We start from the raw sequence: 15011 nt of genomic DNA, 5'->3' as shown, positions 1-15011 counted from the left end.
CACTCTGAGAGACTAACCAAGGAGCCGGTATGATATCTCGATTAAATTCTCCCTTCCGTTTGGGACTCGCCCTTCTCCTCCTCACCGGCGGATTGACCGCTTGCACCGAGGTCGAACTGCAACGCGCCCTCGCCAACCTGCCGCCGACGTTGAACCAACCGGCAGCCCTTTCGACCGCTGACATTGCCGCAGGACTGAAAGAGGCGCTGCGCATCGGCAGTGAACGGGTGGTCACCCAGGTCGGACGCACCGACGGCTTCAACGCTGATCCGGCGATCCATATCCCGTTGCCGCAGAAGCTCGCCGACGCCCGCAATGTTCTGGCAATGGTCGGCCTGAACGGCGTGCTCGATGATCTGGAAACCCGCTGCAACCGCGCCGCCGAAGCTGCCGCGCCGCAGGCCAAGGCGCTTTTCTGGCAATCGATTCGCGCCATGACCCTCGACGACGCCCGCGCCATCTTCAACGGCCCGAAAGACGCGGCGACCCGCTACTTCCAGGGCAAGATGACGCCGGAATTGATTATCACCATGCGCCCGGTGATCGACGACAGCCTCGCCCAGGTCGGCGCGGTGCGCCTCTACCAGCAGGCCGTCGCCAAGGTTGAAACCCTCCCCTTCACCCCAAGCATCAAGGTCGACCTCACCGGCTATGTGGTCGGTAAAACCACGGATGGTCTCTTCCACTACCTGGCGGTCGAAGAAGCTGCCATTCGGCAAAATCCGGTGAAGCGGACCACCGAACTGCTGCAACGGGTCTTCAGCGGGACGTAAAGAGAACCGGTAACTCGGGGAGTTTGTATAACGGGGAAACCGCATTGTCTGCAACTTGAAGAACGACACCGTGGAAATGCTGACCATTTTGAAGGCCTGCCATTATTGCGGCGAAGTGACTCGGGAGAATAAACATTTCATCCTTTTCCGTTGACTTCCCAGGGCACTCTTGCCATCCTCTCCCTGCCGCGGGCACACCATCAAACCAGTCCGCGCCTGGAGATCCATTCTTGTTGCCCTCTCCCCGTGAAACCCTGCAAAGTGTCTTTGGCTACAGCGCCTTTCGCCCCTATCAGGAAGAGATCGTCGATCGCCTGATCGCCGGCCACGACGCTTTTGTCCTGATGCCGACCGGCGGCGGCAAATCCCTCTGTTTTCAGGTCCCGGCCCTGCACCGCCCCGGTGTCGGCATCGTCGTCTCGCCGCTAATCTCGCTGATGAAGGATCAGGTCGATGCCCTGCAGGCCAACGGCGTGCGCGCTGCGGTTTACAACTCCTCCCTGAAAGCGGCGGAAGCCCGTCAGACTCTGGCGAAACTCCATGCCGGCGAGCTTGACCTCCTTTATGTTGCGCCGGAACGGTTGATGAGTGAGGATTTTCTGGCCCGCCTGCGGGAGATTCCCATCGCCCTCTTCGCTATCGACGAAGCGCACTGCGTTTCCCAGTGGGGGCACGATTTCCGCCCCGAATATATCCAGCTCGGCCGATTGCGTCGCCACTTCCCCGGCATCCCCCTCATTGCCCTGACCGCCACCGCCGACCCGCAGACCCGCGCCGACATCCTCCCCCGCCTCGGTTTACAGGACGCGGCGGTCTTTATCGCCGGTTTCGATCGCCCCAACATCCGTTACTCTGTCGTCGACAAAGTCAAACCGGCGGTGCAGCTCCTGGCCTTTGTCAAGAACCGCAGCAACCAGTCCGGCATCGTCTACGCCCTGTCGCGCAAACGGGTGGAAGAGGTGACCGCCAAACTGGTCGGCGCCGGCCACAAAGCCGCTGCTTACCACGCCGGATTACCGGATGGCGAGCGGCAGCGCGTGCAGGAAGCCTTCTTGCGCGATGATGTGCAGATTGTTGTGGCGACGGTCGCTTTCGGCATGGGGATCGACAAACCGAACGTGCGCTATGTCGTTCATTACGATCTCCCCAAGAATGTAGAAAGTTATTATCAGGAGACAGGCCGCGCCGGCCGCGACGGATTACCGAGTGAAGCCCTTCTCCTCTTCGGTTACGGCGATATCGCCATCAGCCGCGGACTGATTGAAAAGGGGGGGAATCCCGAGCAGAAGAGGATCGAGCTGCACAAACTCAACGCTATGGTCGGTTTCGCCGAAGCGCTGAACTGTAGGCGCCGCATCCTCCTCGGCTATTTTGGCGAACATCTTGCCGAGGACTGCGGCAACTGCGACATCTGCCTCAACCCACCTGAGACCTACGACGCCACGGTCGACGCCCAGAAGGCCCTCTCCTGCGTCTACCGCGTCGGCCAGCGTTTCGGTATCGGCCATGTCCTCGATGTGCTGCGCGGCGCTCGCACTCACCGCGTTCTCGAACTCGGCCATGATAAACTCTCGACGCACGGCATCGGCGCGAATATGAGCAGCGAAGTGTGGAGCAGCCTCTTTCGCCAGCTCATCCATCTCGGCTATCTGCGCCAAGACGTCGCCAACTTCTCGGTCCTCAAACTCACGGAGGCCGCCCGACCGCTGCTGCGCGGAGAACAGAAATTAACTCTGGCCAAGCCCCGCCTCAAGGTGGCTCCGGAGAAGAAGTCCGCGCGCAAAAAACCCGGCGAGATCGATTATGATCAGGAGCTCTTCGACCTCCTGCGCACCCTGCGCAAACAGTTGGCGGATAGGGCTGGCGTCCCCCCCTACGTCATCTTCAGCGATATCTCCCTGGCGGAGATGGCCGCTTATCACCCGACCACTCCGGAAGCCCTGCTGCGAATCAACGGCGTCGGCCGTCTCAAGCTCCAGCATTACGGCGCGCCCTTTATCGAGGAAATCAAAAGTTATCTGGTACAATCCTGATGAAATAATGACAACTAACGGAGGAAAAGCATGGAAATCGATTTAAATGTACTCGCGTATCTGCTCGGCAAAGGAAAATCTTATGTAGAAAAGGCGGTGCAGGGGACCGGCTATCTGCCGCGCACCGTTCTCGGCGTCGCCACCAATCTCATCGACACCGACGGCAATATCGATCTCCTTGCCCCCAAACCCCGGGCAACTTACGAAAAGTTCCTCAAACCCCTGCTCTTTGCTGTCCCCTGTCAGGGGCTGGATGGCCCGGAGAGTTGTCAGGGCAACGGAATTATCGAAGGGGAACTTCTGCTCAAATCCTACCGCGACGAAGAGTTGCGCTGCAGTGCCTGTCGCACCGCCATTACCGCGCACGCCGTTAGTTAACCGCAGCAAAAACCGAAAAAAGGGTTGCACCGCAAAACGCGGGCAACCCTTTTTGTATTTGAAATCGTTGGGGCAATTCATGAATTGCCCCTGCACTGCTAGTCGCGACTGCCGCCAAGGAGGCGCAGGAGCATGAGGAAGAGATTGATAAAGTCGAGATAGAGTTTGAGGGCGCCGATAATGGCGAGCTTCTTGCGCTCCTCGCCATGGGCAAAGCCGTTCTGCGCCAGAACTTTCAAACTGTGGGTATCGTAAGCGGTCAACCCGGTAAAGACCAGCACCCCGGCGCAGGAAACGACCCAGGTCATCGCCGGGCTCTGCAAAAAGATATTGACGATCGAAGCGATGACGACACCGATCAGCCCCATGAAGAGGAAGCTGCCCCAGGAAGAAAGATCCTTCTTGGTGAGCAGACCGTAAAGGCTCATTGCCCCGAAGGTGCCGGCGGTGACGAAGAAGGTCGAAGCGATGGACGATTGCGTATAAACGACAAAGATCGACGCAAAGGTCAACCCGCTCAGGGCGGCGTAGACGCAGAACATCAAGGTCGCGGCCGTCGCACTTAAACGATTGATCGCCGCCGAAAGAGCGATGACCAGACCGACTTGACCGATGACCAGTCCGTAAAAGACCAGCTTGTTGCCGAAGATCATCTGCATCAGTGCCGGGGTTGTCACCGTGTAGAGGGCAACAATCGCCGTCAACCCCAGCCCCACGGTCATCCAGCCATAAACACTGCGAAAAAAACTGCCAACATCACTGACGCCATCTCTGGCAGCAGTGGTACTGGTATAAATAATCGGACGTTCCATGTTTAGGTTCTCCTTGTGCTTGGGGTTGAAATTATTCCGCAATATTAAAACAGTTGAAACTTTCTCGCAAGTCCCAGCCACTAACCTTCGCTGCTCCCTTCCAGGTGGGGCTGATGCAACTTGACCGGAGTGCCGCGTCTCAGTCGCAAGTTGAGCATTTCGACCATCACCGAGAAGGCCATAGCAAAATAGATATAACCCTTGGGGATATGCATATCCAAACCATCACCAATCAGAGCGACACCGATGAGGAGGAGAAAACTCAAGGCCAGCATCTTGATCGTCGGGTGTTTTTCGACGAAGTCACTGATCGCACCGGCGAAGAACATCATGAAGCCGACAGCAATGACGACCGCGGCGATCATGACGGGCAACTGGTTGGCCATCCCCAGGGCGGTAATGATCGAATCGAGGGAGAAGACGATGTCGAGCAGGAGGATCTGGACGATGACGGCACTAAAGGTTGCCCCGACCCGCGCGGACGCAACCACTTCTTCTCCTTCAAGCTTTTCGTGAATCTCCATGGTGCTTTTCCAAAGGAGGAAGAGACCGCCGGAGAGCAGGATCAGGTCCCGCCCGGAAATTTCATTGCCGATCACGGAAAAGAGCGGAGCGGTGAGTCCCATCAGCCAGCTCAGAGAAAAAAGGAGAGCAACGCGAATAAACATCGCCAGCCCGAGGCCGACCTGGCGAGCCTTCTTCTGCTGATGGGCGGGCAGTTTGCTGGCCTGAATGGAGATAAAAATAATATTGTCAATGCCCAAAACAATTTCCAACGCCGTCAGTGTGACCAGCGCCATCCAGACCTGCGGATCGGTCAACCACTCCATGTAGTTCTGCCTCCTTAATTACTGCGGTGGGTAAAAAAAAAGACCCTTACCCCGGCAAAATTTGCCTGGGATAAAGATCTTGCTGACGATTAAAATCGTCCCCAACCCGGGCTTTCGCCGTATTGACGGGTCTGGGGCCGGCCTGGTCGGTGGCCGGTAGCTACTCCTCTTTACAGACGTGAAGAATGCCCATCTTTATTTCTAATGTCAAGGGACTTTTCTTGTCTTTGTCCACAGAAGCAATCAAGGGACTGCATCAAGGGACTGGACGTTCGCCGTAGGGATTGCTACTCTGACAAGAAAAATTTAAGATCTTCATCCATGGGACGGTGCCTGATCATGCTGCCTTTTTTTATCATTGCCCTCTTTTTCATCGCAACTCCGGCTTACGCTGCGACCGAACTCGAACGGATCATTCTCCAGGAACTCAATGTTGCCCGCATGCAACCGGACGCCTATATCCGCTATCTTGGGCACTACCGCAGTCTCTTCAAAGGCAAGACATATATTCAGCCAGGGACAAATCTCTTCATCCGCACCGAAGAGGGCACTTCGGCAATCGATGAAGCCATCACCTTTCTGCGCCGCCGCACCCCCCTGCCGCCACTGCGTTGGGCCGATGGCTTAGCCCGCTCCAGCGCAGAACTGGTGCGGGCGCAGTCCAAAAACAAAGAGACGGGACACGGCTCCGGCCGTCTGGCGATGGCCCAACGCATCCAACGCCATGGCCGCTGGACTATCGCGATCGGTGAAGCGATTACTTACGGACCATACGTTGCCGACCGCGGCCGCGATGTTATTGCCCAACTGATCGTCGATGACGGTGTCCCCGGCCGTGGTCATCGCACAACTATTTTCGATAAAGACTACCGCCTCGCCGGAGTCAGCTGCGGCCCCCATCCCACCTTCGAAACCGTATGCGTCATCGACTTTGCCGGAGGGGAAACAGGGAAGACGCCGGTAAAGAAAAGCGCTTTGCCTGTCGATTAAAAAACCATAATATCAGTCTATTACTCTCATTCAACTCTAGTCCCAGGAGGCGACCATGTCAAAAAACAAATTTCTCCCTTGCCTGTTCATGCTTCTATTGATTTTAGTTTGTGCCAGTACAGCTTTTGCTGTCGCCAAGACCTTCCACGCGAATGGCAAACTTGAATCGGAGACCTTTTACAGTCCGCAAAACCAGACAAAAGAGAAAACCCTTTGGTACGACCAGAATGGCATTCTCCAGGCTGAAGAAATATTCAGCAGCGAGACCTCCAAGGTTGTGACTTTTTATAACGACAAGGGGCAGAAGAAGACGGAAGAGACCATCATCGCCGGCAAGCGCGTGCGCGTGCGCGCCTTCCACCCTAACGGCAATATTATGGTCGACTACACGCTTAAAGATGAAAAACTTGACGGGAAATATACGGAATATCGTGAGGACGGCAAGATTTCCAAGGAGATCGACTATAAGGACGGCAAGGAAATTTAAAGTTTTCTTTATACTTTCACTCTTTCTTCTTGCCGGCCTCGACAAAGATCCAGCCGCGCAGCGCCATGCACTCTTGCACCGGTTCATCCCATTCCTGCACGATCACCGGCCGATCCGCCCCAAAAGCGCGCGGATCGGTGATCGATGCGTAATACATACAGTCAGCCAGGTCGCGCTCGCGTTGAGCGACATCGAGTCCTTGCGGATGCTGCCAGGACCAGCCGGACGGACTGCCGCTACAGCCTGAAAGCACGGATAATAGAACAAACAAAAACAGACCGTTCGCTATCGGCATCGTCTTATCTCCTCACAAATTACCAACTCCAACACGCCTGAATTATACACCTGAAAATAAAAAAGCGGAGACGGACATTGATCCCGGCTCCGCTTTTTTATTTTTCAGCTTTGCAACGGCTACTTCACATCCCCCTGGATACCGATGCGAATCGTGATCAGCGGTACTTCTTTGCCACTATCAGCAATCGCCCGTTTGGCAATTTGAATCAACCCTGAACAACAGGGGACTTCCATGTGCGCCACAGTCAGGCTCTTGATCTCGTTGAGCCGGAGCATGGCGGTAAGTTTCTCCAGATAGGCCTGACCGTCGTCAAGTTTCGGGCAACCGATCAGCAGCGCTCTCCCCTTGAGGATATCGCGATGAAAATCTGCGTGGGCAAAGGGGACACAATCAGCGGCAAGGAGAAGATCCGCACCTTTGAGAAAGGGGGCGGTCGGCGGAACCAGATGCATCTGCACCGGCCACTGCCGCAACTCCGAGGGACGCTCACCGGCGAGATCGGCTCTGGCGGCCGCACTGACCGGCGCAAAGTCACGCAGGGCCGCTGACGGACAGCCACCACCGTGACCATGAGCATGTTTGGGTGGAGCAAAGCTTTGCACCGCGGCAGAGGGGCAGCCGCAAGCCGAAGCCGGCGCGGGGGCAGACGGAGCTGCTTTTTCGGCAGCGTGTAGATGCTCAGCGACCGCTTCCTTGTCAAACTCATCCGCCACCCGCTTTTCGATCAGAATCGCCCCTTGCGGACAGTGTCCGAGGCAAGCACCGATGCCGTCACAAAGATTGTCAGCGATCAATTTTGCCTTGCCGTTGATCAATTGAATCGCCCCTTCGGCACAAGCCGGCACACAGAGGCCGCAGCCGTTACATTTTTCTTCATCAATATGGACAATTTCGCGAAACATAGGGATCTCCTTTAGATGTTTAAGTTGAATGGAGGATAACTGAGCGGCAGGTCTTTAACCTTGACGCCAGTCAAAGTTCTAAAAAAAATAGTGCCAAAGGAGATCCAGGCGGCCGCGCAGGATAAGATGCCGGCCAGAGAAGCGCATGACTTTGCGAATTTCTGCACGACGCTCCGGTTTGTAACAATGGATCGGACAATCTTTACAGGTCGGCTTCGGGTCGAGCGGGCAGGCACGGCGCCGGGCAACGGCATAAGAAAGGAGCTCCCGACACTCCGGACAGAGGCAGGCATCGCCCAGAGCCAATGGTGCCAGTGCGGCAGCAGCGTCGATCGGTTCGCGCCCGGCCGGGTTGTGATGCACCTGACACCAGCAGGCAATAAAGCGCGCCAGCAGGCGAAGGTCCTTGAGCTCTTTGCCCGTCAGGGCGATGGGGTGATCCGCTGTATTCATGTTCATAGGGTGACTATACACTATCCCGGCCGCGCTTTAAATTGACACAAATCAATCAGAGCGATTGCCGTCTGCGCGCCGCCGGTGTATGGTTGCAAAATAATTCATTAGAAGAAGAAAATAACCTTGACTCCCATCAAGGCAGAGTCTATAAAGATTACGAAATAAGTCCTATTTCACCGTGGCCGTAAATTTTGTCCATCATCTTCACTTTTCTGGAGGCCGTCCAATGGATATGGATGTAGTGCTGCTCAGCCGATGGCAATTCGCTATCACCTGCATGTTCCACTTTATTTTCGTCCCCCTCACTCTCGGACTTTCGGTGCTGGTGGCGTGGATGGAGACCAGATACGTCCGCACCGGCGATGAAATGTGGCTGCGCATGACCAAGTTCTGGGGGAAACTCTTCCTCATCAACTTTGCTCTCGGTGTCGTCACCGGTATTACCATGGAGTTCCAGTTCGGCATGAACTGGGCAGAATATTCCAGCTATGTCGGTGACATCTTCGGTGCCCCCCTGGCAATCGAAGCGACTGTCACCTTCTTTCTGGAGTCGGTCTTCATCGGCCTGTGGATCTTCGGCTGGGACAAGGTCTCGAAGAAGACCCACGCCGTCACCATGTGGCTGGTGGCGCTCGGTACCAACCTGTCAGCGCTGTGGATCCTTATTGCCAACGGCTGGATGCAGAATCCGGTCGGCTATGTCATCCGCAACGGTCGCGCCGAGATGGTCGACTTTGTCGCCGTCATTACCAACAAGTACGCCATCATCAAATTTTTTCATCAGATCACCTCCGGCTACACTGTCGCCGCCTTCTTCGTCATGGGGATCGCTGCCTGGCATCTGCTGCGCAACCAACATACCGAGTTCTTCAAGCGCTCCTTCAACACCGCCGCCAAATTCGGGCTCGCTGCCCTGATCGTCGTCCTGGTCACCGGCGACTTCCACGCTGTCGAGATTGCTGAAGTGCAGCCGAGCAAATTTGCCGCCATGGAAGCGGTCTGGGAGACGCAAAAAGCCGCACCGATGAATCTCCTCCTCTTCCCGGATGAGGCCAACGAGCGCAACCTTGTCGAAGCGATCAAGATCCCCGGCATGCTCAGCCTCATGGCTTTCCACGATGTCAACGGCGTGGTCAAAGGGCTCAAAGACTTTCCCCCGGATGAGCGGCCGCCGGTCTGGCCGGTCTTTATCAGCTTCCGACTGATGGTTGGGCTCGGCACCCTCTTTGTCTTTCTGGCGGTGATCGGAGTCTGGCTGGCGCGCAAGGATCAACTCCAGAAGTACCCTCTCTTTCTGAAGATCATGGTCCTTGCCATCCCCCTCCCCTACCTGGTCAACCAGTTCGGCTGGATCGTTGCTGAACTCGGGCGTCAGCCCTGGCTGGTCTACGGCGTCTTCAAGACCGCCGATGGTGCCTCCAAGGCGGTCTCTGCCGGGCAGGTAGTCGGGTCATTGATCGGTTTCACCCTGCTCTACGGTTTTCTCGGCGTGATCGACATTTATCTCCTCGTCAAAAACGCCAAAAAAGGGCCTGAAGCACCGGCCCTGTCCCAGTCCAGCGACTATTAAGGAGGAGGCGATCATGACCTTTCAAATTATCTGGTTCATTCTTTGGGGCGTTCTCTGGAGCGTCTACTTCATGCTCGACGGCTTTGTCCTCGGCGCCGGCACCCTGCACAATGTCCTCGCTAAGACCGAACTGGAGAAACGTACCATTCAGCGTAGCTTCGGCCCGGTCTGGGACGGCAATGAAGTCTGGCTCCTCACCGCCGGCGGCGCTACCTTTGCCGCCTTCCCGATGACCTACGCCGCCATGTTCAGCTATCTGTACACCGCCCTCCTCCTCCTCCTCTTCTCGCTCATCGTCCGCGGCGTTGCGGTCGAGCTGCGCAACAAAGAGAAGGACGAGCGCTGGCACAATGCCTGGGACAAAGCCCTGATCGTCAGCAGCTTCCTCCCGGCCCTCCTCTTCGGCGTCGCCTTCGGCAACTTCTTCCGTGGCCTGCCGATCGATGCCGCCGGTTATCAAGGCTCTTTCTTTGCTCTTCTTAATCCCTACGGGCTCCTCACCGGCGTCCTCTTTGTCGTCCTCTTTCTCCTGCATGGCGCCCTGTATGTAGCGGTGAAGACAACAGGAGTTGTCGCTGACCGCGGTGCCGCCCTTGCCGGCAAACTCTGGCCCGTTGTCCTCGTCGTCGCTGCGACCTTCCTGGTCTCCACCAACTTTGCCACCAAACTTTTCGTCAACTACTTCAACCATCCGGCCCTCTTCCTCGTCCCGCTTCTGGCGGTCGGGGCCCTGGTCCTGGTCAAGGTCAAGCTGGTGCAGAACAATCGTCTCTTTGCATTTGCCGCTTCCTGTGCCACCATCCTCCTGGTGGTGACAACCGGCCTGGTCGGTCTCTTCCCCAACCTGATTCCGTCCAACCTTGATACCGCTTACAGTCTGACCATCTACAACTCATCGTCGAGCCCCTACACCCTCAAGATCATGACCGTCGTTGCTTTTATCTTCGTGCCGATTGTCATCGCTTACAAGATCTGGGTTTACAGGATCTTCCGCGCGCCGGTCACTCCAGAAGAAGCGGTCAACGATCAGCTGTACTGAAAACTATTAACTACCGGCAGAATCTCAAGAAGTCGGGTTGCATTTGCAGCCCGACTTCTTTGTTTGCAAAACAGGATGCAGGTTACCCATGAAAAAACGAGTCATCATTGTCGGTATGGGATTTGGCGGCATCCACGCCGCCCGGGTTCTGACGAATCAGGGACTTGAGGTCGTACTGATCGATCGGAATAATTACCATCTCTTCCAGCCCCTCCTTTATCAGGTTGCCACGGCCGGACTTGAACAGGAATCGATCGCCTATTCGGTGCGGGCCATGGCCCGCCACTGGCCGGGGGCACGTTTTCATCTCACCGAGGTCAACGGCTTCGACCTTGCGGCACGCACCGTCTGCACCGATCAGGGTCCCATTCCCTACGACTATCTGCTGGTCGGTGCCGGCAGCGTCACCAACTACTTCGGACAGAACAGCGTCGAACGCCATGCCTTCGATCTCAAAGAACTGGCCGATGGCGAGACACTACGCAACCATATCCTTACCGCCTTTGAGCGGGCTGTTAATGAAACGGATCCAGAACGGAGGCGGGCGCTGCTGACTTTTGTTATCGTCGGCGGCGGCCCGACCGGGGTCGAATTTGCCGGTGCCCTCATCGAACTGGTCAACTATGTCCTCACCAAAGACTACCCCGAACTTAGCATTGCCAGTGCACGGGTGGTCCTGATCGAAGCCGGCGACAAGCTGCTGAGCGCCATGCCCGCCGAGTTGCAGGCCTATACCCTGAAAAAATTGCAGCGTATGTCCGTCGAGGTCCACCTCCACACCCGCGTTGTCGATGCCGACGCCGAACGCGTCATCCTCGCCGACAACACCGTCATCCCCACCCACACCCTTTTCTGGTCGGCCGGAGTCAAAGCCGCTCCCCTCACGGCTAACTTGGGGGTTGCGACCAAAACCAACGGACGCATCCCGGTGCAACCCGACCTCACCTTGCCCAATCACCCTGAGGTTTTTATCATCGGCGACATGGCATGGCTCGAACAGGACGGGGCGGTCCTTCCCATGACCGCCCCGGTCGCCATGCAGATGGGTCGCTACGCCGGTAAAGCGATCCTCGCCCGGGAAATGAAGAAAACACTGCCTCCCTTTCACTACCACGACCGGGGGAGTATGGCGACCATCGGCCGCAATGCGGCCGTCGCCAGCGCCTTCGGCCTGCACTTTCGCGGTTATCTCGCCTGGCTGGTCTGGCTCCTTCTCCACCTTTACTACCTGATCGGCTTTCGCAACCGGATCGTCGTCATGCTCAACTGGGTCTGGTACTACTGGTTTCATGAGCGCCAGGTACGGTTAATCACCAAACGCAAATGATTGTTAAAGGGTTGAGTCGTTAGTTGACTTTTTCCTATCCAGCAATAGATAGAACGCCGGCAACACAAAGAGGGTGAGAAGGGTCGAGGTCAGGACCCCGCCGATAACGACCGTTGCGAGGGGCCGCTGCACTTCAGCACCAACTCCGGTCGAAAGAGCCATCGGCAGAAAACCGGCGGCAGCGACGGAGGCCGTGGCGACGACCGGCAGCAAACGTTGTCGGGCACCTTTGACCACGGCATCCGCCAAAGTCTCTCCGTTGGCATAAAAAGTCCGGATCGCAGCGACCAGGACCTGACCGTTGAGGACCGCGAGACCGGCCAGAGCGATGAAGCCGACCGCGGCGCTGACCGAAAAGGGAATGCCCCGTAGCCACAGGGCAAAGACCCCGCCGACAGCGGCGAGAGGGATGCCGGTGTAGATAATCAGAACGTCACGCAAGCGCTTGAGACTAAACCAAAGAAGGACAAAGATCAGGAGCAGAGTCAGCGGCACCACCACTGCCAGCCGTTTTTGCGAACGTTCGAGATTTTCGAACTGCCCGCCCCATTCCATAAAGTAACCGGGCGGCAGCTTGACCTCCCGGGCGATTTTCTCCCGTCCCTCGGCGACAAAGGAAGCAACATCGCGGTCGCGAACATTGACCGAGACCTTGAGCAATCGCCGGCCCCACTCGCGATTGATCGTTGACGGGCGCTGCTCTTCGCTCAACGTTGCCAGGGCGCGTAGCGGCAGAATCGCCCCGTTCCGGGTCGGAATCAGGGTGGCGGCAAGGGCGGAGACATCTTCGCGCCGGTCATCGGGGAGGCGCAGGACCAACGGGAAAGAGCGCTCCCCCTCAAAGACCTCGCCCACCCGCGGAGTGCCGACCGCAGCGATGACGTCAAGGACATCTTTGGCCGGAACGTTATAGCGGGCGAGCTTTTCCTGATCGAGCTTGATCTGCAAAGTCGGCTGACCGGTGATCTGCTCGGCGGCCACATCGGCAGCGCCACGTACCTTCTCCATCGATTGTTTCACCTGCTCACCGAGAGCCACCAGTTGTTCGAAATCGTCACCATAGATCTTGATGCCGACATCACCACGAATCCCCGAGAGCATTTCATTGACCCGCAGTTCGATCGGCTGGGTGAAGACGACGCGAATACCGGGGAGCCCGACCATCTCCTTCTCGATGGCGGCGGCCAGCTCATATTGTGTCTTGGCCTTGGTCCAGTGCTCGCGAGGATAAAGGGACATGAAGATGTCCGTCAGTTCCGTCCCCATCGGATCAGTCGCGGTCTCAGCACTCCCCAGGCGGCTCCAGACTGCTTTGACTTCATCAGGGAATTTTTCCAGAACCAACTTTTCCAGTTGCTGGTTATAGGCCATCGACTCATCGACTGAGACACCGGCGAGACGCACGACGCTGGCGACGATAGAGCCTTCACTCATCCGCGGCAGAAACTCGCCGCCAAGCCGGCTGGCAACAACCCCGGTGACGATCACCAAAAGCGCCGCTACCAGCAGGGACAGGCGACGATAATGCAACACCCGGGCAAGAGCCGGAGTGTAGAGACGTTGGAGCCAGATTTCTGCCCAACCTGTGTGCACTTTGCCCTCTTTTGGCAAAAACTGAAAAGAGAGGATCGGCGACAGGAAGATCGCCACCAGCAGCGCCCCCAACAGGGCGAAAATAAAGGTCCACGCCATCGGTTGAAACATCTTCCCTTCGATCCCCTGCAGGGTCAGGACAGGTAGAAAGACCAGGGCGATGATCCCCATGCCGAAAGCGATCGGACGCCCGACCTGACAACTCGACGCCAGAATTGACGCCATCCGTTCTTGCGCGGTGAGTGGGCGACCGAGATGCAGCTGCCGTTCGTTCAATCCGCGCAGATTCGCCTCGGTCATCACCACCGAACCATCGACGAGAATACCGAAGTCAATTGCTCCGAGCGAAAGGAGACTGGCGGCAATCCCCATCTGCCCCATACCGAGGGTGGCAAAGAGCATCGACATGGGGATGGCGGCAGCAACCAGGAGTCCGGCGCGCAGATTTCCCAGGAGGAGAAAGAGAATGGCGATGACGAGAATCGCGCCGGCAACGAGGTTGTGCTGCACCGTCTCAATCACGTGATCGATCAGTTCGGTGCGGTCGTAGACGGTTTCAAGAATAATGTCTTCGGGTAACGCCTGACGCACCTTGTCCAGACGCTCTTTTAGCGCCGTTGTCACTTCGCGGCTGTTCTCCCCCATGAGCATGAAGCCGAGGCCGAGAACGACTTCCCCCTTCCCCTGCGCGGAGACGGCACCGCGGCGCAATTCGTGGTCGATGCGCACTTCGGCAACATCACGCACCCGCACCGCGGCCCCGCTATGGCTGGTCAGGACGATGGCGCCGACTTCTTCCAGGCTGGTCACCTGGCCAATGCCATGCACCAGCAGAGTCTGCCCGGCGGTAATTACCTGACCACCACCAACATTAGCGTTATTTTCCTGTAGGGCTTCACTGATGTCACCGAGGGTGAGACCATATTTGATCAGCGACTCGGGGGCGACAATGACGTGATACTGCCGCTCCACCCCTCCCCAGGAATTAATCTCGGCAACGCCGGCGACTTTGCGCAACTCCGGCTTCACCACCCAATCGTGCAGGGTCCGGAGTTCGTCGAGGGTACGTTGCGGATTATCGGAACGGAGGAGATAATGGAAGACTTCGCCGAGACCGGTGGAGATCGGCCCGAGTTCAGGGCGTTCGATTCCCGGCGGCAATTCAACTGCGGCGAGTCGTTCCATGATCAGCTGTCGCGAATCGTAGATCGGCATGTCATCACTAAAGGTGGCGACGACCTGAGAAAGACCAAACTTGGAGATGGAACGGACGCTGACGAGAGAAGGCAGACCGGAAACAGCCAGTTCTACCGGCATGGTCAGCTGCCTTTCCACCTCTTCCGGACCGAGGGCCGGGGCGATGGTATTGATCTGCACCTGCACCGGCGTGGTATCGGGGAAGGCATCGATCGGCAGGTGCAGCAGCGACCAGGCGCCGGCGCAAAAGGTGACGACAAAGAGGAGGACCACCAGCAGGCGGTTCCTCAGGGAGAATTCAATCAGGCGTTCAAACATGGCGGCCC

Annotated in this window: 13 protein-coding genes and 1 pseudogene; 8 read left to right on the top strand and 6 right to left on the bottom strand. The window is 57.1% G+C overall.

Going from position 1 to position 15011, the window contains the following annotated elements:
* Positions 1-29: 29 nt before the first annotated feature.
* From CVU69_01815 to CVU69_01805, 3 genes and pseudogenes are all read left to right on the top strand, one after another.
* Positions 30-773, top strand: coding sequence for a DUF4197 domain-containing protein (locus tag CVU69_01815; GenBank protein ID PKN13435.1), 744 nt, complete (start codon positions 30-32; stop codon positions 771-773).
* Positions 774-1003: 230 nt separating this feature from the next.
* Positions 1004-2806: a DNA helicase RecQ gene (recQ, locus tag CVU69_01810; GenBank protein PKN13434.1), complete on the top strand. Its 1803-nt coding sequence runs from the start codon at positions 1004-1006 to the stop codon at positions 2804-2806.
* A 30-nt stretch (positions 2807-2836) separates the two neighbouring features.
* A pseudogene (locus CVU69_01805) lies at positions 2837-3034 on the top strand (hypothetical protein).
* A gap of 248 nt (positions 3035-3282) precedes the next feature.
* On the opposite strand, the gene CVU69_01800 reads toward CVU69_01805, so the two are convergent.
* Entirely contained in the window at positions 3283-3996 is a 714-nt protein-coding gene (locus CVU69_01800) for a hypothetical protein (protein PKN13433.1), read from the bottom strand.
* An 80-nt stretch (positions 3997-4076) separates the two neighbouring features.
* Positions 4077-4826: a hypothetical protein gene (locus tag CVU69_01795; GenBank protein PKN13432.1), complete on the bottom strand. Its 750-nt coding sequence runs from the start codon at positions 4824-4826 to the stop codon at positions 4077-4079.
* A gap of 339 nt (positions 4827-5165) precedes the next feature.
* Here CVU69_01795 and CVU69_01790 point away from each other — a divergent pair, with 339 nt between their 5' ends.
* Together CVU69_01790 and CVU69_01785 are read left to right on the top strand one after the other, a co-directional pair.
* Positions 5166-5816, top strand: coding sequence for a CAP domain-containing protein (locus CVU69_01790; GenBank protein ID PKN13431.1), 651 nt, complete (start codon positions 5166-5168; stop codon positions 5814-5816).
* A gap of 55 nt (positions 5817-5871) precedes the next feature.
* Positions 5872-6303 carry a hypothetical protein gene (locus CVU69_01785; GenBank protein PKN13430.1) on the top strand — a complete coding sequence of 144 codons (432 nt, stop codon included), beginning with the start codon at positions 5872-5874 and terminating at the stop codon, positions 6301-6303.
* Between the two features lie 16 nt (positions 6304-6319).
* Here the strand turns inward: CVU69_01785 and CVU69_01780 are convergent, their stop codons facing one another.
* The 3 genes from CVU69_01780 to CVU69_01770 all read right to left on the bottom strand — a co-directional run bounded on the left by CVU69_01780 (position 6320) and on the right by CVU69_01770 (position 7956).
* Positions 6320-6598, bottom strand: a complete 279-nt coding sequence (locus tag CVU69_01780; GenBank protein ID PKN13429.1) for a hypothetical protein — start codon at positions 6596-6598, stop codon at positions 6320-6322.
* A 119-nt stretch (positions 6599-6717) separates the two neighbouring features.
* Entirely contained in the window at positions 6718-7503 is a 786-nt protein-coding gene (locus tag CVU69_01775; protein ID PKN13428.1) for a 4Fe-4S ferredoxin, read from the bottom strand.
* A 78-nt stretch (positions 7504-7581) separates the two neighbouring features.
* The gene (locus CVU69_01770; protein ID PKN13587.1) at positions 7582-7956 is read right to left on the bottom strand and encodes a hypothetical protein; all 375 of its coding nucleotides are present in this window, start codon (positions 7954-7956) and stop codon (positions 7582-7584) included.
* Between the two features lie 235 nt (positions 7957-8191).
* Between CVU69_01770 and CVU69_01765 the strand changes: the two genes are divergently transcribed.
* The 3 genes from CVU69_01765 to CVU69_01755 all read left to right on the top strand — a co-directional run bounded on the left by CVU69_01765 (position 8192) and on the right by CVU69_01755 (position 11895).
* Positions 8192-9529 (top strand): cytochrome ubiquinol oxidase subunit I, encoded by a 1338-nt coding sequence (locus CVU69_01765; protein ID PKN13586.1) that lies wholly within the window; start codon positions 8192-8194, stop codon positions 9527-9529.
* A gap of 13 nt (positions 9530-9542) precedes the next feature.
* A complete protein-coding gene (cydB, locus tag CVU69_01760; protein PKN13427.1) occupies positions 9543-10568 on the top strand; it encodes a cytochrome d ubiquinol oxidase subunit II in 1026 nt (341 codons plus the stop codon).
* A gap of 88 nt (positions 10569-10656) precedes the next feature.
* Positions 10657-11895, top strand: a complete 1239-nt coding sequence (locus CVU69_01755; protein PKN13426.1) for an FAD-dependent oxidoreductase — start codon at positions 10657-10659, stop codon at positions 11893-11895.
* Between the two features lie 3 nt (positions 11896-11898).
* Here the strand turns inward: CVU69_01755 and CVU69_01750 are convergent, their stop codons facing one another.
* Positions 11899-15003 (bottom strand): CusA/CzcA family heavy metal efflux RND transporter, encoded by a 3105-nt coding sequence (locus CVU69_01750; GenBank protein ID PKN13425.1) that lies wholly within the window; start codon positions 15001-15003, stop codon positions 11899-11901.
* Between the last annotated feature and the right edge of the window lie 8 nt (positions 15004-15011).

The sequence above is a fragment of the Deltaproteobacteria bacterium HGW-Deltaproteobacteria-4 genome, from assembly GCA_002841765.1.
GTDB lineage: Bacteria > Desulfobacterota > Desulfuromonadia > Desulfuromonadales > UBA2197 > UBA2197.
Note: the sequence above shows the minus strand (reverse complement) of the source record. Positions and strands in the feature narration are given on the sequence as shown.

What these genes read in the sequence shown, in the direction of transcription:
- CVU69_01815 (PKN13435.1), top strand. Translation starts at nt 30, where the DNA reads ATGATATCTCGATTAAATTCTCCCTTCCGTTTGGGACTCGCCCTTCTC.
- CVU69_01800 (PKN13433.1), bottom strand. Translation starts at nt 3,996, where the DNA reads ATGGAACGTCCGATTATTTATACCAGTACCACTGCTGCCAGAGATGGC.
- CVU69_01795 (PKN13432.1), bottom strand. Translation starts at nt 4,826, where the DNA reads ATGGAGTGGTTGACCGATCCGCAGGTCTGGATGGCGCTGGTCACACTG.
- CVU69_01790 (PKN13431.1), top strand. Translation starts at nt 5,166, where the DNA reads ATGCTGCCTTTTTTTATCATTGCCCTCTTTTTCATCGCAACTCCGGCT.
- CVU69_01785 (PKN13430.1), top strand. Translation starts at nt 5,872, where the DNA reads ATGTCAAAAAACAAATTTCTCCCTTGCCTGTTCATGCTTCTATTGATT.
- CVU69_01780 (PKN13429.1), bottom strand. Translation starts at nt 6,598, where the DNA reads ATGCCGATAGCGAACGGTCTGTTTTTGTTTGTTCTATTATCCGTGCTT.
- CVU69_01775 (PKN13428.1), bottom strand. Translation starts at nt 7,503, where the DNA reads ATGTTTCGCGAAATTGTCCATATTGATGAAGAAAAATGTAACGGCTGC.
- CVU69_01770 (PKN13587.1), bottom strand. Translation starts at nt 7,956, where the DNA reads ATGAATACAGCGGATCACCCCATCGCCCTGACGGGCAAAGAGCTCAAG.
- CVU69_01765 (PKN13586.1), top strand. Translation starts at nt 8,192, where the DNA reads ATGGATGTAGTGCTGCTCAGCCGATGGCAATTCGCTATCACCTGCATG.
- cydB (PKN13427.1), top strand. Translation starts at nt 9,543, where the DNA reads ATGACCTTTCAAATTATCTGGTTCATTCTTTGGGGCGTTCTCTGGAGC.
- CVU69_01755 (PKN13426.1), top strand. Translation starts at nt 10,657, where the DNA reads ATGAAAAAACGAGTCATCATTGTCGGTATGGGATTTGGCGGCATCCAC.
- CVU69_01750 (PKN13425.1), bottom strand. Translation starts at nt 15,003, where the DNA reads ATGTTTGAACGCCTGATTGAATTCTCCCTGAGGAACCGCCTGCTGGTG.